The sequence below is a fragment of the Ruegeria sp. AP7 genome, assembly GCF_056539905.1.
In genome coordinates, this window is the sequence record NZ_JBQFVT010000018.1 from 1 (window position 1) to 17,739 (window position 17,739).

Annotated in this window: 13 protein-coding genes; 5 read left to right on the forward strand and 8 right to left on the reverse strand. The window is 59.7% G+C overall.

Features of this window, described 5'->3' with window-relative positions:
* Positions 1-240: 240 nt before the first annotated feature.
* The 3 genes from gntH to ACR0KN_RS20730 form a co-directional block, all read right to left on the reverse strand.
* On the reverse strand, positions 241-1,368 hold the full coding sequence (gene gntH / locus ACR0KN_RS20720) for a guanitoxin biosynthesis MBL fold metallo-hydrolase GntH (protein WP_480656230.1): 1,128 nt from the start codon (positions 1,366-1,368) through the stop codon (positions 241-243).
* A 134-nt stretch (positions 1,369-1,502) separates the two neighbouring features.
* Positions 1,503-2,579: a DUF2235 domain-containing protein gene (locus ACR0KN_RS20725; RefSeq protein WP_480656232.1), complete on the reverse strand. Its 1,077-nt coding sequence runs from the start codon at positions 2,577-2,579 to the stop codon at positions 1,503-1,505.
* Positions 2,557-4,848: a xanthine dehydrogenase family protein molybdopterin-binding subunit gene (locus ACR0KN_RS20730; protein ID WP_480656234.1), complete on the reverse strand. Its 2,292-nt coding sequence runs from the start codon at positions 4,846-4,848 to the stop codon at positions 2,557-2,559. Before ACR0KN_RS20730 ends, ACR0KN_RS20725 begins: the two co-directional genes overlap by 23 nt.
* Positions 4,849-5,024: 176 nt before the next feature.
* Here ACR0KN_RS20730 and ACR0KN_RS20735 point away from each other — a divergent pair, with 176 nt between their 5' ends.
* The 4 genes from ACR0KN_RS20735 (at position 5,025) to ACR0KN_RS20750 (ending at position 10,852) form a co-directional block, all read left to right on the forward strand.
* Positions 5,025-5,924 carry a phytanoyl-CoA dioxygenase family protein gene (locus ACR0KN_RS20735; RefSeq protein WP_480656236.1) on the forward strand — a complete coding sequence of 300 codons (900 nt, stop codon included), beginning with the start codon at positions 5,025-5,027 and terminating at the stop codon, positions 5,922-5,924.
* A 93-nt stretch (positions 5,925-6,017) separates the two neighbouring features.
* A complete protein-coding gene (locus tag ACR0KN_RS20740; protein WP_480656238.1) occupies positions 6,018-9,176 on the forward strand; it encodes a valine--tRNA ligase in 3,159 nt (1,052 codons plus the stop codon).
* Positions 9,177-9,316: 140 nt separating this feature from the next.
* Positions 9,317-10,480 (forward strand): benzoate/H(+) symporter BenE family transporter, encoded by a 1,164-nt coding sequence (locus ACR0KN_RS20745; protein ID WP_480656240.1) that lies wholly within the window; start codon positions 9,317-9,319, stop codon positions 10,478-10,480.
* 39 nt (positions 10,481-10,519) lie between these two features.
* Positions 10,520-10,852, forward strand: a complete 333-nt coding sequence (locus ACR0KN_RS20750; protein ID WP_170772719.1) for a DnaJ family domain-containing protein — start codon at positions 10,520-10,522, stop codon at positions 10,850-10,852.
* Here ACR0KN_RS20750 and ACR0KN_RS20755 read toward each other — a convergent pair whose 3' ends face one another.
* Together ACR0KN_RS20755 and ACR0KN_RS20760 are read right to left on the reverse strand one after the other, a co-directional pair.
* Positions 10,853-11,635, reverse strand: a complete 783-nt coding sequence (locus ACR0KN_RS20755; RefSeq protein ID WP_480656242.1) for a crotonase/enoyl-CoA hydratase family protein — start codon at positions 11,633-11,635, stop codon at positions 10,853-10,855.
* A gap of 67 nt (positions 11,636-11,702) precedes the next feature.
* Positions 11,703-12,773, reverse strand: a complete 1,071-nt coding sequence (locus tag ACR0KN_RS20760; RefSeq protein WP_480656244.1) for an SMP-30/gluconolactonase/LRE family protein — start codon at positions 12,771-12,773, stop codon at positions 11,703-11,705.
* 93 nt (positions 12,774-12,866) lie between these two features.
* On the opposite strand from ACR0KN_RS20760, the gene ACR0KN_RS20765 reads away from it, so the two are divergent.
* The gene (locus ACR0KN_RS20765; protein WP_480656246.1) at positions 12,867-13,976 is read left to right on the forward strand and encodes a pyridoxal phosphate-dependent aminotransferase; all 1,110 of its coding nucleotides are present in this window, start codon (positions 12,867-12,869) and stop codon (positions 13,974-13,976) included.
* A gap of 78 nt (positions 13,977-14,054) precedes the next feature.
* Here the strand turns inward: ACR0KN_RS20765 and ACR0KN_RS20770 are convergent, their stop codons facing one another.
* The 3 genes from ACR0KN_RS20770 to edd are packed head-to-tail and all read right to left on the reverse strand — an operon-like array spanning position 14,055 to position 17,739.
* Positions 14,055-15,245 (reverse strand): pyridoxal-phosphate-dependent aminotransferase family protein, encoded by a 1,191-nt coding sequence (locus tag ACR0KN_RS20770; protein WP_480656248.1) that lies wholly within the window; start codon positions 15,243-15,245, stop codon positions 14,055-14,057.
* Positions 15,246-15,296: 51 nt separating this feature from the next.
* Positions 15,297-15,929, reverse strand: a complete 633-nt coding sequence (locus ACR0KN_RS20775) for a bifunctional 4-hydroxy-2-oxoglutarate aldolase/2-dehydro-3-deoxy-phosphogluconate aldolase (protein ID WP_480656250.1) — start codon at positions 15,927-15,929, stop codon at positions 15,297-15,299.
* A gap of 4 nt (positions 15,930-15,933) precedes the next feature.
* Positions 15,934-17,739, reverse strand: coding sequence for a phosphogluconate dehydratase (gene edd / locus ACR0KN_RS20780; RefSeq protein ID WP_480656252.1), 1,806 nt, complete (start codon positions 17,737-17,739; stop codon positions 15,934-15,936).

A 17,739-nucleotide genomic window follows, 5' to 3' on the forward strand; every position in this document is an offset into this window, starting at 1 on the left:
CCGGTGGATGTGCGGCTATCGCCTGCTATTGGACCTTTCAGCGGGTTTCCGAGGTTTATTCCACGTTGGCTTAAGGTCATTGCGATGGCGCGTGCCGTGATGGCCGCCTGGGAGAAAAGCGCACATTCGGCTGTTCCGTAGCATAAGACAGATTGGGCTTATACCGGTCAGTCAGTGAATTCTGCTCAAAGTCTACTTTGCAGTCAAAGCAGCCGATAGATTCGCATAGCACATTGCAGGCTAGTCTCCGCTAAGATTTAGGCGACCTGCATTAAGCCAATCTGACAACTCTGTTCTTTCGTTAGGGTCAGGTGGGCCCGCAGGAGTTGGAGGGTCAACAGGCAATGGATTGTCTGATCCAATGATCTCTCGAACACCTACGGCATCTTCCGAAACATTCCAAACAAGCATGTCCTGAGCCAAAGTGAGCGGGCCGTCGTAGGTCTTTCGGATTGCTGCAATTGTGTCGGGAGCAATATCGAAATCGGCAAATGTATGGTATGCAATCGCGTGGCGCGGCTCGATCATCGAGAATAGTTTTCCGCACGCGTCTGGTGGCGTGTGAACCACCGTTGCCACTAGTCTGGCGCGTTCAGGGTCGTAGTTTTTGATATCGATGAATTGTTGGATCGTTAAGTAACATTCATGAATGACAAGATCAGCTTCTTTAGCGTTCTCCACGAACCACTTGTTCGGGTTGGTGTCTCCTGAGTAGACGAATTTAAGTCCTTTCCACTCCAAGCTGTAGGAAACTGAACCGTCTATGCCGTGGATCGCGGGCCAAGATCGAATAACAACACCATCGCTTTCATAAACTACTTGTGTCTGAGAATAGTCGAACTCAGTCACCGAAAGGTGTCCACCTGCCGAGGGCATATTCCCGCGCCGTCCTGCCACGTCCCAAGCCAGCATTTTCTGGAGGCCTTCCATGGCTGCTGCGGTCCCGTATTCTGGCTCTAAGCCGCTTGGCCCCCAAACCCTTAGTGGAACCGTTCGGTTTGACACCCAGCCGCCCACAAACAGTGCGTCGAGATCTCCAATATGATCTACGTGCAAGTGGCTAATGAAAACTTTGTCGAGATAGGTGTATGGAATCTCCAAAGCAGCCAAATTTGCTAACGAACCGGTTCCGACATCGAATAGGAACTTGTCGCCATTGCCAAGTTCAACCAACCACGACGCTGACGCTTGGGAATGTCGAAAATTAGGTGTTCCAGTTCCCAGCGAGATAACTCGCATCTCCGCTTCACCGAGCGGCTCTGTGTTTGGATAATAGAACTTTCTCTCTCCGGATGAACCAGCTGAAGCTGCGCCGCAGCAAATCCATGCAAATACAAAACCCAATGCCGGTAATAATCTTAGACGCACAGCTTCCTCCGACTTTCTGACGCAATCTATGGTACAACTAAATCACTTCAGTCCAAAGTCGGACGTCTGCTTTGGGCTCGAACTTGACATTGAAGTGCCGGTGATCTTGGAGCCGCTGGCACATGATCAGCTCTTCATTGAGCCGGATGCGACGGTAAGTCCGGCATCGGCACCCAGCCGGGCAACTCGTCTGGTGAGACCGAGACATGCAGCCGCTCGGACCGGTCCTTCCCGACCTTCCGATGCTTACGCAGCAGGAAAATCTTGCCCCAGCCGCGCCATGTACCGACCGAACGGGCGTGGGGGTCGGTGGGGAAACGGTCGCGCCAGCCTTCGGGCAAGGGCAGTCCGTGTAGCTCGGCCTTGTCCAGCATCCAGATCAGGGAAATGTTGCTGAGGGGGCGGGCCTCTTCGAACCCGTTCAGTTGGCCGCCGACATCGCCGTGGGTGCCGCGGAACCAGACCTGCTCGATATGGCCCTTAAAATCGGGGGTACATTTCCACAACACCGGCTCGAACACCTCGCGGGTCTCGTCCAGACCCATGGCGTGATAACCGTGGCGGGTGGCGGGGCCAAGCTGGTGGTTGTGGAAGGCGTGGCGTTCCTCGGCCCAGCGCCAGAGCAGCGGCAGGCGCAGGCCCAGCGCTTTGACCGTATCCCAGACACCAACCATCTCGATGGCGACATCCTCGTGACAGAAGGCTTGCCGGAATTCAGCCGCCGCCTTGCCGTTGGCGGTGCATTCGTAATGTCGGTAGGCCTGCTTGATATTGCGAACCGTGGCGTGTTCGGCCTTGAGCAGCCCGATCGCGTCAATCACGCCCGCAAGGCTGCGCACCCCGTAAGCGCCGCGTGAATAGCCGATGAAAAAGATCTTGTCGCCGGGCTTATAGCGAGATGCGAGGTAGCCGTAGGCGCGGCGGATCTGGCGATTGATGCCCCGGCCCATCATCACATCCATAGTGGACTTCCAGCTTTCCCACTGCACACCTGATTCGTAGAAGACCGAAACCTTACTGCCCATCTCGCAGCACAGACGCAGAGTCTGGCCGGCGTGAGTTTCATAACCCGGTACAAGTGTCGACATGGTGCCATCAAGGATGATGACATGGCTGATCGGTTCGCGATGGCGTGTTTCGGCCGAGTGCTCGGACCGCAGAGGCCGCCCGAGCCATCCCAGTACCTTTCTACTCAGCCGCGACAGAACCATGCGTCAACAATTCCCAAACTCTATGAGGTGTGAAAGGCATATCCGCCTGCCGCACCCCGTGATCCCAGAGCGCATCCTGAACCGCGTTTGCCACAGCGGCCAATGCGCCCACGGTGCCGGCCTCGCCACAGCCTTTCATCCCCATCGGGTTGGCGGTTGATGGAATTGGCACCGAGGTAAACTCTATCATGGGTATCCCCGCCGCACGGGGCAAGGCGTAGTCCATGAACGATGCCGTGAGCAGTTGCCCCTCGGCATCATGCACAACATGTTCATTCAGCGCCTGACCGATGCCCTGCACCACTCCTCCATGCACTTGCCCTTCGGCGAGCATCGGATTGATAAGGTTACCGAAATCATCCACGACCGTGTAGCGATCGACCCATGTTTCACCAGTGAAAGAATCAATAACAACTTCAGCAACATGTGCGCCGTTGGGATAGCTGCGCGCCTCTAACTTGGCGCGCGCCTCGTGTTGCAACAGATCGGTGCGCCCGTCTGCGCGCGCCATCTCAACCGCCTCGGTCAGCGTGGGGGTCAGGTTGGACCCCGGCGCGCGGAAGGTTTCATGGTCGAAGGTCACATCGCTTTCCTCGACCCCCATCTTATCCGCAAGATAGGGCGTGAATGCGGCAATCATCGTATCAACCGTCACCAGTGTCGCGTTGCTTTGGGTCGTGACCGAGCGTGACCCTCCAGTCCCGCCACCTTGCGCCAGCCTGTCCGTGTCGCCTTGCACAACATTGATCAGGTGCGCCGGAATGCCCGTCTGATCTGACAGGAACTGGGCATAGACTGTTTCATGCCCCTGCCCGTTGGACTGCGTGCCGACATAGAGGTTCACCGTTCCATCCTCGCAAAACTCGACCTTTGCCCCCTCGGAAGGATCCCCCAAAATACTTTCGATATAGTAACAAAGCCCCTGCCCCCGGATCAGGCCGTTTTTGGCATCCGCCGCCTTGCGGGCCTCAAAGCCGGTGGTCTGCTCGGCGGCGCGGCTGAGGACCATGTCGAACTCACCCACATCATAGGTTTCACCGGTTGCGGTCTTGTAGGGGAAAGCTTCGGGTCGGATGAAATTCTTGCGCCGCAGTTCCCACGGGTCGACGCCCAACTCACGCGCAGCACGGTCCATGGCGCGTTCCAGCACATAGATCGCCTCGGGTCGACCTGCGCCGCGGTAGGCATCAACCTGAGTGGTATTGGTGTAGAAGCCCTCGACCCGCAAATAGGTGGTTTGCACATCGTAGACGCCCATCAGAACGCGGCTGAACAATTGGGTTTGGATGGCCTGCGCGAAGTGGCTGTTATAGGCACCAAGGTTGATCTTGCTGTGGACCCGGTAAGCGGTGATCTTGTGATCCGCATCAAATGCGAGTTCCGCCAGCGAGGTCAGGTCACGGCCGTGGTGATCGGACAGCATCGCTTCGGACCGGTCCGACATCCAGTGCACGGGCTGGCCCAATTTCATAGCAGCAACAGCAACGGTGAAGTATTCGGGATAGGGCATCGCCTTCATACCGAATCCGCCGCCGACATCGGGCGTAGTAACGCGGATCGCCTCGGGATCCAGTTTCAGCTTATGTGCCAGTTGCGCTTTCATCCCCCAGACGCCCTGCCCGCCATAGGAGAAATGCAAACGGCTACCCGACCAATCGGCCTGACAGCCACGCGGTTCGATCGAGCTCACGATGACCCGGTTGTCATGCACGTTCAGCGCGACGGTGCGCGCCGCAGACTGAAAGGCCGCATTGGTCGCCTTCTCATCACCCAAGCCCCAGTCAAAGCCGCGGTTGTCGGGGGCTTGTGGATGCAAAGGTTCCCCACCCGCAGCGACATCCGTCTTGACCGGCAGGTCTTCGGTTTCCATCCAGATCAATTCGACTGCATCGCGCGCCTGCAACAATGAGTCGGCAATGACGACCGCAACGGGTTCCCCGACGAAACGCACGCGATCCTTGGCCAACATGTTCCGTTCGGACGCTGCGCCTTGGCTGCCGTCGCGGTTGGCAACCGTGGTGGCATTCATCACTGTATCGATCCCGGCATCGGTCAGATCCTCGAGTGCCATGACCAGACGCACCCCATCAGCCGCACGCGCCTCTTCAAGGTCCAGCGCAGTTATCGTGGCATGCGCCACAGAGCTTCGAAAGAAAGCAGCAAACAGGGCATTCTCGGGCACCGCATCATCCATGTACCGCCCCTGCCCGGTCAGAAACCGCTGATCTTCGGTTCGTTTGACGGGCTGGCTTTTGCCGAATTTTTCCATGGGATGATCCTTTGGCTGCCTGAATGCGCGACCCTAGCGTGAAGCTGCTCCTTGTCCAGAGGCTGAAAATTTCCCTGCGCGCGGTCTGAAAGCGACATTCATGTCTGGAAACCGCGTTGCGCGCCCAACTTGGGCACGCCTAGGCTGAACCCATATTCAGTCTTGCGGAGGTTCCCGTGACCACAGAAATCAAGCTGACGAATGGCCGATTGAAGAGCCAAGCTGTCGAGGCCTATTGGGATGAGGGGTTTATCTTTCCGATCCCCGTGTTCTCTGCCGCAGAAGCCGCTGGGTTCCGTGCCGAGTTGGAAGATGTCGAAGCCAATTGGCGCGAGGCGGACCTGCCACTGCCATTGAACATGTACAAACGCATCAACGCGCATGTGGTGATGCCTCTGGCCACGCGCATTTCTCTGGACCCGCGCGTTCTGGACGTGGTCGAAGGCGTGCTGGGTCCCGATCTGCTGCTGTGGTCGGCTGAACTGTTCATCAAGGAACCACGTACAACGCAGGTGGTGGGCATGCATCAGGACCTGACCTATTGGGGGATGGGTGAAACCTCGGACCAGTTGACCGCATGGATCGCCCTGTCCCCCGCAACAGTCGAAAGCGGTTGCATGGATTTTGTTAAAGCCAGCCACAAGAATCCGATCCTGCCGCATAATGATACGTTTTCCGACAACAACCTGCTGTCGCGTGGGCAGGAAGTTGCAGTGGACGTTGCAGATGAGGACAAGACGCATATCGAGCTACAGCCCGGTCAGATGTCACTGCATCACGGGCTGACGATCCACGGATCAGGTCCAAACGCGTCGGATGATCGTCGGATCGGTCTGGCCATCCGCTATCTCAACCCCAACGCGCAGCAAAAGGTCGCCGACCGTGACTACGCCATTCTGGCGCGCGGCGAAGACCGGGTGGGGAATTTCATTCACATCCCGGCGCCGAAGGAATTGTTTGCACAAGACGCTCTGGACCTTCACGCGCGCATTCGCGCCGATCAGGCCAAAGCGATGGCCCAGGGGGCCAGCGAGAAACTGCAGCTTTACGATCAGGCCCAATCGAATCCGGGCTGAGACGGGCCCGACTGCCGCACAGGGCCTTCCCCTTCCCGCGTCCATTCGCTATTGCAGGCGCTGACCCGAATTTGTTGACGCAGGACGCATCCCATGGCGATGGAAAAGACATTCAACGCGGCCGAGGCCGAGGCCCGCATCTATCAGGCCTGGGAACAGGCCGGAGCCTTCAAGGCAGGCGCGAACAAATCGCGCGACGAGAGCTTTACCATCATGATCCCGCCGCCCAACGTGACGGGGGCCTTGCATGTGGGCCATGCGTTCAACAACACGTTGCAGGATATTCTGACCCGTTGGCACCGGATGCGCGGCTTCGACACTCTGTGGCAGCCCGGTCAGGACCACGCTGGTATCGCCACGCAGATGCAGGTCGAAAAGATGCTGGCGGCCACTCAGCAACCTGGTCGGCGCGAACTAGGGCGTGAGGCATTTCTGGACAAGGTCTGGGAATGGAAAGGCGAATACGGCGGCACGATCATCGAACAGTTGAAACGACTGGGGTCGTCCTGTGATTGGTCGCGCAATGCTTTCACCATGGCTGGCGCGCCGCGCGATCCGCGTACCGGACACGAAAATTCTGCGAATTTTCACGACGCGGTCATCAAGGTCTTCGTCGAGATGTACGAAAAAGGCCTGATCTATCGCGGTAAGCGGCTGGTCAACTGGGATCCGCATTTCGAAACTGCCATTTCGGACTTGGAAGTCGAGAATATCGAAGTCGCCGGCCACATGTGGCACTTCAAATACCCGCTGGCCGGGGGCGAGACATACACTTACGTCGAGAAGGACGAGGACGGGAACGTAGTGCTTGAGGAAGAGCGCGATTACATCTCGATCGCCACAACGCGCCCCGAAACCATGCTGGGTGATGGCGCGGTTGCGGTTCATCCCTCGGACGAACGGTACGCCCCCATCGTCGGCAAGCTTTGTGAAATCCCCGTTGGTCCGAAAGAGCATCGCCGTCAGATCCCGATCATCACCGATGAATACCCCGATCCCGATTTCGGCTCGGGCGCGGTTAAGATCACCGGGGCGCATGATTTCAACGACTATCAGGTCGCCAAACGTGGCGGCATTCCGCTGTATCGACTGATGGATACACGCGGCCACATGCGGGCCGATGGCGCCCCTTACGCGAACGAGGCGTACAAAGCCGGTCAATACGCACGCGGTCAGTCTTTTACCGAAGGCGAAATTGACGCAATCAACCTGGTGCCAGATCACCTGCGCGGACTAGACCGGTTCGAGGCGCGCGCCAAAGTGATCGACGAGATCACCAGCGATGGTCTGGCCGTCATGACTCGCGCCGATGACCCGCGTCTGGGGTCGACCGCGCTGAAGCCGGACCACGAAGGCGCGGACAAAACTGTTCCGCTGGTCGAATCCAAACCGATCATGCAGCCGTTCGGCGACCGTTCGAAAGTTGTGATTGAACCGATGCTGACCGATCAGTGGTTCGTCGATGCAGAAAAGGTCGTCGGCCCTGCACTGGATGCGGTCAAGAACGGCACCGTCAAGATCATCCCCGAGTCCGGTGAAAAGACGTATTACCATTGGTTGGAAAACATCGAACCTTGGTGCATCTCTCGCCAGTTGTGGTGGGGACATCAGATCCCGGTTTGGTATGGCCTCGATCTGTCCGCAGAAGGTTTCAGGGATGACGAGAACGATGGCGATCTTGACCTGGTCGAACTCGGCCGCCTGCTGAACGAAGGCGGTATGCTCCATCGTGGCAACGTCATGGAATGTGCGCCCAACTTTGATGCTGTTGTCGATAAATTCCTGGACGACAATGCCAATATCCCCAGCCCGCTGAGCCATGCGACCGTTATTGAGGTCGCCGACAAGCATGAGGCCATCCATCAATTCGCTGAGAGCCTTGCTCAGTACGCAGTCGATCAGGACCCGACCAAGCTGGTTTATCCCGTCTGGCGCGACCCCGACGTCCTCGACACCTGGTTCTCGTCCGGCCTCTGGCCCATCGGCACGCTGGGCTGGCCCGAGCAGACCGAGGAACTGGAACGCTACTTCCCCACAGACGTTCTGATCACCGGGTTCGACATCCTGTTCTTCTGGGTCGCCCGGATGATGATGATGCAACTGGCCGTGGTCGATCAGATTCCGTTCCACACCGTTTACCTGCACCAGCTCGTCCGCGACGAGAAGGGCAAGAAGATGTCCAAGACCACCGGCAACGTCATCGACCCGCTGGAGATCGTGGACGAATTTGGCGCCGACGCGCTGCGCTTTACCAATGCCTCGATGGCGGCCATCGGCGGAGTGCTGAAACTCTCCAAAGAGCGCATCACCGGCTATCGCAACTTCGGCACCAAGCTTTGGAATGCCGTCCGCTTTGCCGAGATGAACGAGGTCTTCACCGACAGCGTCCCGCAACTGGATGTGGCTGATCTGAAACCCAAAGCCGCCGTAAACCGCTGGATCATTGGCGAAACCGCCCGCGTGCGGGAAGAAGTCGATGCAGCGCTGGAAAGCTATCGCTTCAACGACGCGGCCAACGGGCTTTATGCCTTTGTCTGGGGCAAGGTCTGCGACTGGTATGTGGAACTGTCGAAACCTCTGCTGCAAGGCGACGACGCCGAAGCACAGGCCGAGACCCGCGCCACCATGCGCTGGGTTCTGGATCAGTGCATGATCCTGCTGCACCCGATCATGCCCTTCATCACCGAAGAGCTCTGGGGGCTGACCGGCAGCCGCGCCAAGATGGTCGTCCACGCCGACTGGCCAACTTACGGCACCGAACTGGTCGACGCGGAAGCGGATCGTGAGATGAACTGGGTGATCTCGGTGATCGAAAACACCCGCTCAGCCCGCGCGCAGATGCGTGTTCCTGCCGGCCTTTATGTCCCTATGCTGGTGACCGAGATCGACGCCCACGGGCAGGCTGCATGGGACCGCAATGAAGCGCTGATCAAGCGTCTTGCGCGGATCGACAGCCTGACCAAGGCCGATGAATTGCCCAAGGGGACCATCTCGATCGCCGCCCCGGGTGCGAGCTTTGGCCTGCCGCTGGCGGACATCATCGATATCGGCGCGGAAAAGGAACGGCTGGAGAAAGCCATGGGCAAGCTCGCAAAAGAGCTTGGTGGTCTGCGCGGGCGACTGAACAACCCCAAATTCGTGGCTTCGGCCCCGGAAGAGGTTGTTGCTGAAGCCAAAGCGAATCTTGCAGCCCGTGAGGAAGAAGAAGCCAAGCTGAACGAGGCGCTTGCACGTCTGGCCGAGATCGCCTGATCCTCTACTTTTCATAAGCACTCAAAGTTCAAAAGCCCGCCGTTCTCCCGGCGGGTTTTTACTGTGCAATGACGTATTTCACCTTGTTCGCAGCAGCTTGTGATTGTTAGCAAGTGCGGGTGGTTATAGCCGAGGACAGGATGACACGCGCATTTCCCCCCATGCAGACCGTTTCGACCGGGCTGGTCGTGGCCATCGTCGGGTTCTTCAGCTCATTCCCAATTGTGTTGCAGGGGCTGAACGCGATGGGAGCCTCATCGCAGGAAGCCGCCTCGGGCCTGATGAGTGCAGCCATCGCTATGGGGCTAGCCGCCATTGTGTTGAGCCTGTTTCACAAGCTACCTATCAGCGTTGCCTGGTCCACGCCAGGTGTCGCGCTGCTGGCTGTGTCTGCTACACCGACCGAAGGGTTTTCAGGCGCAATCGGCGCATTCCTTTGCGCCGGAGCCCTGACCGTTCTGGCAGGGCTGTGGAAACCGCTTGGTCGGTTGGCTGCAGCAATCCCAATCACTCTGGCGCAAGCGATGCTGGCAGGCGTGCTCTTGCCGCTTTGTCTTGTACCATTCAAAGCGGCGGTCGAGATCCCATGGCAGGCGTTGCCGGTGATCCTAACATGGTTTGTTGCGGGCCGTTTCAATCGGTTGATCGCGGTTCCGGCAGCTGTGGTCGCGGCGGCTATCATTGTGTCGCTGAACGCCGGAGATGCACAATTAATGCCGGACCGACTGATCGCTGCTCCGGTCTGGACCATGCCCACGTTCTCGGTCGCGTCTGCCATCGGAATCGGCGTACCGCTGTTTATCGTCACGATGGCGACACAGAACATTCCCGGCGTCGCTGTGATGCGCAGCTTTGGCTTCGATCCAGTTCCCGGCCGGTTGTTTTCATCCGTCGGTGGCGCAAGCATGCTCTCGGCCCCCTTTGGAGCGCCCGCAACCTGTCTGGCTGCGATCACCGCGGCGATGTGTTCCAATCAGGACAGCCATCCTGACCCGGCGCAGCGCTATTGGTCCGCCGTAATGGGGGGTGTGTTTTACTGCCTGTTCGGCGTCTTTGCGGTGGCAATCACAAGCTTTGCTGCCCATGCCAACCCATTGCTGATGGGTGCTCTGGCAGGGGTTGCTCTGATCGGGGTCATGGCCAACGCCATGCATGCCGCGTTGGATATCCCTGCCGAGCGCGAGGCGGCCATTCTGACCTTGGTCATCACCGCCTCTGGTATCACGGTCTTTGGATTGGGTGCGGCGGTCTGGGGGCTTTTGGCCGGCGGAATAGCGTATTTCGTGACAAACAGAGTGCGGTAATCCCTTTCGCCCGACTGTCACAGGCAGTAGAATACAAACATGTTCGGATCGCTTGGAAAACTGGTGGAACGCCAGATTAAGAAGGCACAGGCCGAGGGCCAGTTACAGGGGCTTGAAGGCGAAGGTGCGCCGCTTCCTGACCGTTCAAGTGAGGCGCAAGGTGATCCTGCCATTGCCGCTGGTCACCGGATCATGGCGCAGGCCGGGGTTCTGCCGGAAGAGTTCAACATCAAGAAACAGCTCGACGCGGCACGCAAGGATTACGCTGTTCTGACGGATCCCGAAGAGCGCAAGTCGGCGATGTCCCGCATCGCCGATCTGGAGATGAGATACAATATGGCCCGCGATGCGCGACGCAGTTTTATGCGGTGACTACTTGAACTCGGGCTTGCGGCCCTGCATCTGCGCCATGACAACCTCCATCTGATCTGGCTTTCCAATCAGGTCGACCTGCTCTGAGGATTCGGCCATCAACACATGTGCGCGGTCTCGGGTTTCGGCCACATCGATCAGACGCTTGGCGGCACGGATGGCCGAGGGGCTTTTGCCCGTGATATCCTCGGCCAGCGCAAGTGCCTCGGTCAGCGGATCATCCGAGAGTTTCGTCACCAGCCCCCAGTCTGCGGCCTGCGGCGCACCGATCGGACGGGCGGTATAGGTCAGAAGGCGCAGAACGTCCGAGCGAACAAGCTCAGGCAGCAGCACCATCCCGCCCATGTCGGGAATGAGGCCCCATTTCATCTCCATCACCGACAGCTTGGCCTCGGGGTGCGCGATGCGGATATCCGCACCCAGCGCGATCTGCAGGCCACCACCATAGGCAACGCCCTGAATGGCGCAGATTACCGGGACCGGGACACGCCGCCAGATCAGGGCAATCTCCTGGAGCTCATTGGCATCTTCGTGGCTGCGGGTCATCAGCCATTTGGTCGGGTCTGTTTGGGCCATGCTGGCAAAGCTGGCCATATCGAGCCCGGCGCAGAAGCTTTTGCCCTCTCCCGACAGCACCACCGCCCGGATATCGGCGGCGGCGACCTCTTGCCCCGCCGAGAGGATCGCCTTGATCATCGCATCGTCCAAAGCGTTCATCTTGTCGCCGCGAGTCAGCGTGACATGGGCGATGTGATCTTTGTATTCGACGGATACGCGGGACATGGGACCTCCGGTGCGTTCTTTGTTGCGTCAAGCATGCCAGTAAGAGGCAAGCAGCGCTACAACGACGTCAGGGCAAATCGGCGATCGGCATCCGACCAAACCAAGGAGAGTCCAGTGTCATTACATAGAACTGGTCGCCAGCCGCCTGGCCCGCAGTGGTGATGCCCAGCCGCCCTTGGGGGTCTTGCAGCGTACGCAGGATGATTCCGTCACCATCAAACTGCACCAGCATACCGCGGTGGATCGGCGCGGGGCGCACCTTGGGTCCCAACCGCCAGATCACCTTGCGTAGGAAGGGATAGGGCATCAGCTTTTCCGCGGGCACGCGCGGGCTGGCGAATGCCATCCAATAGGTGCCGTCACCTTGCGCTTTGATGTTGTCCGGATAACCCGGCAGGTTATCCAAAAGAACCTCTTGTGCTCCGGCTTTGGGGCCGACCAGCCACAGCTTGTGCACCCTTGCCCGACCCGTCTCGGCAATCAGCAGGAAATCTTCATCCGGTGAAAGGGCAATGCCGTTGGCGTAGACGAACCCTTCGGCGATTTTTTCGGCAGTGCCGTCAGGCGAATAACGTGCCGCATAGCCGGTTGGCGATTGCTCCCAGATCGTCATGACCGAGGTGGGTTTGGTGCCGCCCATGGTTTCAGGATCGAACCGGTTTGAGGAGTTCGAGAAATAGACCGTGCCGTCCTGTGCCACGTCGAGGTTGTTGGCATAGATGATAGGCGCGCCATCGATCTCGGAGACCAGTGTTTCCAGCGTTCCGGGCCCGGCCCAGCGCATCAGCCCTCGAAAGCTGTCGGCGATATAAAGCGCGCCATCTGGTCCCGCCCGCAGACCCAGGGGGCGGCCGCCAAGTTGATCGACCTCGGCCGGCTGGTCACCGTCGATGCGATAGAGGGTGCCGGATTGGCCGGTGGTATAAACCGCGCCGTCTGGCATCACTGCGATGTCTTCTGGGCCAATCTCCCCCGCCGGTAGCGAGATCAACTGCGCTGTGTCAAGATAGTTGTTTTCGGCAAAATCGCCCGTGAATCCGGGCGGTTCGGGTGGCTCGTAGGCCACTGGGTCAACCGGGACCGGCCAGAACACGAGATAGGCAAGACCGATAAGGACAAGTGCCAGTATATAACGCATAACGCCTCCGAACTGCGGTTGCGAGCACACTGACCGTGATTGCATCTGCGTGCAAGGCTTGCCCCGCTGCGGAGGTTGCGCTTATCTGCCGCCATGACCGGTCCTCGTTACACCCCGCTTGCCCAATCCCTGCCCGCAACCGTGCCATTTGTCGGCCCCGAAACGCAGGAGCGTCAGCGTGGCGCGCCCTTTATCGCCCGGATCGGTGCAAATGAGAGCGTTTTTGGCCCCTCGCCGCGCGCCATAGAGGCGATGCAGCGGGCGGCGGATGAGATATGGATGTATGGCGATCCTGAGAATTACGAATTGCGCCACGCGTTGGCCGCGTATCATAGCGTGGCACCCGAGAATATCGTGGTCGGCGAAGGCATTGATGGCTTGCTAGGCTATCTGGTTCGGCTGTTGGTCGGGCATGGAGATGCGGTTGTGACGTCGGACGGGGCCTATCCCACCTTCAACTACCATGTGGCGGGGTTCGGAGGGGATTTGCACAAGATTCCCTATCGCGACGATCACGAGGACCCGGAGGCGTTGTTTGCCAAAGCAGCAGAGGTGAACGCAAAGCTGGTCTATCTGGCCAACCCTGACAACCCGATGGGCACTTGGCATTCCGGCGCGGATATCGTGGCCGCGATGAAAGCGTTACCAGAAGGCTGCTTGTTGGTTTTGGACGAGGCGTATGTAGAATGCGCCCCGGAGGGAACCGCCGCGCCTGTTGCGGCTGATGATCCGCGGGTCATCCGAATGCGGACGTTTTCCAAGGTCTATGGGATGGCCGGGGCTCGGGTTGGCTATGCCATCGGTGCGCCCGGGTTGATTTCCGCCTTCAACAAAGTGCGCAACCATTTCGGTATGAACCGGGCTGCCCAAGCCGGGGCTTTGGCCGCGCTTGAGGACAGCGATTGGCTGGCGCAGGTTCAGGATCAAATTGCCGAGGCTCGAGACAGGATCGCGCAGATTGCACGGTCCAATGGGTTGGAACCTTTGCCATCAGCCACAAATTTCGTGGCGATTGACTGCGGGCACGATGGGGTGTTTGCTAAGGCCGTTCTGGACTCGCTGGTCGAACAGGGAGTGTTTGTGCGCATGCCGTTCGCGGCACCCCAAAACCGCTGCATTCGGGTGAGCTGCGGGAGCGAGAGGGAGATGGTGGCCTTTGAGGCTGCTTTGCCCAAGGCCTTGGCGAAGGCCCGGTCTGTTTAGGGGGCTGTCTGCCCTCATCGCGTCTAAGCCTGATTCCGCGCGAGGATATTTTAGCCAGTTGAAGAGGCGGATCGGGTTTTAGGCCGCCAATGCGGCGGCTGCAGCTTCGAGCGCGCCTTTGCCACGGGGGATATCGAGCGCAGCCATTGCGGTTTCCATGCCGCCCAGCATGGCCATGACCATCTGGGCATTCACGTGGCCCATGTGACCAAGGCGGAAACAGCCGTCCCAGTCGTCCATTCCCAGTCCGATACCCAGTGTGAGGCCGAGTTGGGTTTCGGTATAGCTGCGCAGCGGCGTGCCGCGCCCCTCGGTCAAGCGGAGGGCGGTGACGGCATGGCTGCGATGGGCCGGGTCGGCGACGTTGAATTGCAACGCGCCACCTTGCGCCCAGATTTCACAGGCGGCCCAGATGGCCTTTGCCAGGTGTTCATGGCGAGCCCAGACCTGTTCGAGGCCTTCGCCGTGGATCAAGTCAAGCGCGGCGCGCAAGCCGTAGAGGTGGTGTGTTGGCGCGGTGCCGTTGAAATACTGGTAGAACAGATCGGGATGCGCGCGCGGCTGCCAGTCCCAATATTGCGAGACGCGGGGCATTGAAGCGCGTTTGGCTTGCGCTTTGTCGTTGAAGAAGACGAAGCCGGTGCCTGCCGGGGTCATCAGCCCCTTTTGGCAGGCAGTCACCGTGACGTCGACACCCCAGGCATCCATCTCGAACCGATCGCAGCCCATGGATGCAATGCAGTCGGCCATCAGCAAAGCGGGGTGGTCGAGGTCGTCGAGCAAGGCGCGCAGGGCTGGGATATCGTTGCGGATCGATGTGGAGGTATCGACGTGAACCGCAAGCACGGCCTTGATTTTGTGGCTGGAGTCGGCGCGCAATGCTTCGGCGATGCGCTCCAGATCCCAGGGAGAGGACATGCCGAAATCAATCAATTCGACCTTGGCGCCGATCCCCTCGGCCATCTCGGCCCAACCGTGGGTGAAGCGGCCCGAGGCCGGGGCCAGCACGGTTTCGCCGGGCGCGATCACGTTTGAGAGCGCGGCCTCCCACGTGCCGTGGCCGTTGGCGATGTAGATGGCGACGTTGTTCTGGGTTCCGGCAACGCGTTTAAGGTCATGCGTCAGCGCGGGCATCATCTCAATCAATTCGCCGTCATAGATATTGGGCGACGGACGGTGCATCGCCTGTAGCACCGCGTCTGGCATGACCGAGGGGCCAGGGATGGCCAGATACTCGCGCCCTTGCGCGAGGGAGATTTGGTTTGTCATGAGGGCAACCTGTTTGAATTGAGGCTTACCCTAGCGTTTCGCCCTGCGACGTCAATCCACCAGACTGGCGGCCTCGCGCGCAAGTGTTTCGATTCCAGCCCAGTCGCCAGTTTGTACCATTTGTTTGGGCGCGACCCAGCTGCCTCCGGCGCAGGCAACATTCGATAGAGACAGGTAATCGAGGGCATTTGACGGCGATACGCCACCGGTTGGGCAGAAGGTGATCTGCGGCAAGGGCGCGCCGATGGCTTTCAGGGCGGGCGCTCCGCCCGAGGCCTCGGCGGGGAAGAATTTCAGCATATCATAGCCCTTTTCCAGCAGTGCCATAGCTTCGCTTGCGGTGGCCGCGCCGGGCAAAAGGGTCAGGTCTTCGGCTTCGCAGGCGGCGATCAACGCATCGGTTGCGCCCGGTGAGACACCGAACTGCGCCCCCGCATCTTTGGCGGCGCGGACGTCTTCGGGGGTGACGAGTGTACCCGCACCTACTACGCCACCAGGGACGTCGGCCATCGCGCGGATAGCGTCGAGCGCGGCGGGGGTGCGCAGGGTGACTTCAAGCGCCGGGAGGCCTCCGGCGACCAAGGCTTCGGCCAACGGGCGCGCGTGGGCGGCGTCATCCACGACCAGAACCGGGACGATCGGGGCCAGCGCGCAGATCTCACGGGTGCGTTGAGTTTTGGACATGGGGTTACACTCCGAAAATGCTGGCGCCGGTGTCGGCTGAGCCGACATTCTGGCGGAAGGCGCCGAAGAGATCACGGCCAACGCCGTGTTGGTTTGCAGTGAGGTCTGCAGTAGCAGGTGCACGGTCGAGAACGCTGGGGGTCAGGATTTCCAACTCGCCCTTGATCGCATCGACGCGCAAAAGATCACCGTCCTGCAGATAGGCGATGGCTCCGCCGTCCAGCGCCTCGGGGCAAACATGGATGGCAGCGGGAACCTTGCCAGAGGCACCGGACATCCGGCCATCAGTGACCAGAGCCACTTTCTGTCCCCTGCCCTGCAGGATTGACAAGATGGGTGTCAGAGAGTGGAGCTCGGGCATACCGTTGGCCTTGGGGCCTTGGAAGCGGACGACGACGATGACGTCATCGGTGAACTCACCGGCTTTGAAAGCCTCTTTCACGGCGTTCTGATCGTTGAACACACGAACGGGCGCTTCGACCACTTGGTGTTCAGGCGCCACGGCCGAGACCTTCATGACGCCTGTACCCAGGTTGCCGGTCAGGCGAGAGAGGCCGCCGGTGGCCTGAAAGGGGTCTTTGGCGGGGCGGACGATCTTTTCGTTCAGACTGTGGCCCGCGCCGTCTTCCCAGATCAATTCGCCGTCCTTCAGCTTAGGTTCCTTGGTGTAGTTGTGCAGGCCCTGACCGGCGACGGTGAGCGTGTCGGGGTGTAGAAGGCCGTCTTCCAACAGAGTACCGATGGCAAATCCCAACCCACCAGCGGCATGGAAATGGTTCACATCCGCCAGACCGTTGGGATAGACTCGCGCGACCAAAGGCACGACGGCGGAGATGTCCGAAAAATCCTCCCAATCCAGCACGATACCACCGGCACGCGCCATGGCGATCAGGTGGATCAGTAGGTTGGTGGAACCGCCGGTGGCCATCAGGCCAACGATGCCATTGACAAAAGCACGCTCATCAAGGATCTGGCAGACGGGCGTGTAGTGATTGCCCAACGCACTGAGGGAAAGGGCGCGGCGCGCACCTTCTTCGGTCAGCGCATCGCGCAGGGGCGTGTTGGGGTTGATAAAGCTGGAGCCCGGCAGGTGCAGGCCCATGAACTCCATCAGCATCTGGTTGGTGTTCGCGGTGCCGTAAAACGTACAGGTTCCAGGGCCGTGATAGGCGGCCATTTCCGCTTTCATGAGCTCTTCGCGGCCTACTTCTCCGGCGGCGAATTTCTGGCGGACCTTGGCTTTTTCGTCGTTAGGCAAACCGCTGGTCATCGGGCCGGCGGGCAGGAAGACGGCTGGCAGGTGGCCGAACGCCTGCGCGCCGATGATCAGACCGGGCACGATCTTATCACAGACTCCGAGGAACACCGCCGCATCGTAGGTGTTGTGGCTCAGCGCCACACCCGTTGCCAGCGCGATCACGTCGCGCGAGAACAGTGACAGTTCCATCCCCGCCTCGCCTTGGGTGACGCCGTCGCACATAGCGGGTACGCCACCTGCAACTTGAGCGGTGCCGCCTGAGGCGCGTATCGCATCGCGGATCAGGGCGGGATAGCGCTCGAACGGCTGGTGCGCGGACAGCATGTCATTGTAGGCCGTGACGATACCCAGATTTCCGGCTGTGCCGGTGGCCATTGAGTTCTGATCTTCACCCGCGCCTGCATAGGCATGGGCCTGACCGCTGCAGGACAGGTGCGCGCGGGCTGGACCTTTGGATCTGGCCTGCTCCATCCGTTCCAGATGCGGCCCGCGCAGATCTGCGCTGCGGTCGATGATGCGTTTGGTGACGTCGGATATAACTGTGTTGACCAT

Bases quoted from the DNA above. Each gene is read 5' to 3' on its own strand.
- ACR0KN_RS20725 (WP_480656232.1), bottom strand. From the start codon at position 2,579: ATGGTTCTGTCGCGGCTGAGTAGAAAGGTACTGGGATGGCTCGGGCGG.
- ACR0KN_RS20730 (WP_480656234.1), bottom strand. From the start codon at position 4,848: ATGGAAAAATTCGGCAAAAGCCAGCCCGTCAAACGAACCGAAGATCAG.
- ACR0KN_RS20740 (WP_480656238.1), top strand. From the start codon at position 6,018: ATGGCGATGGAAAAGACATTCAACGCGGCCGAGGCCGAGGCCCGCATC.
- ACR0KN_RS20745 (WP_480656240.1), top strand. From the start codon at position 9,317: ATGACACGCGCATTTCCCCCCATGCAGACCGTTTCGACCGGGCTGGTC.
- ACR0KN_RS20750 (WP_170772719.1), top strand. From the start codon at position 10,520: ATGTTCGGATCGCTTGGAAAACTGGTGGAACGCCAGATTAAGAAGGCA.
- ACR0KN_RS20755 (WP_480656242.1), bottom strand. From the start codon at position 11,635: ATGTCCCGCGTATCCGTCGAATACAAAGATCACATCGCCCATGTCACG.
- ACR0KN_RS20760 (WP_480656244.1), bottom strand. From the start codon at position 12,773: ATGCGTTATATACTGGCACTTGTCCTTATCGGTCTTGCCTATCTCGTG.
- ACR0KN_RS20765 (WP_480656246.1), top strand. From the start codon at position 12,867: ATGACCGGTCCTCGTTACACCCCGCTTGCCCAATCCCTGCCCGCAACC.
- ACR0KN_RS20770 (WP_480656248.1), bottom strand. From the start codon at position 15,245: ATGACAAACCAAATCTCCCTCGCGCAAGGGCGCGAGTATCTGGCCATC.
- ACR0KN_RS20775 (WP_480656250.1), bottom strand. From the start codon at position 15,929: ATGTCCAAAACTCAACGCACCCGTGAGATCTGCGCGCTGGCCCCGATC.
- edd (WP_480656252.1), bottom strand. From the start codon at position 17,739: ATGGTCAACACAGTTATATCCGACGTCACCAAACGCATCATCGACCGC.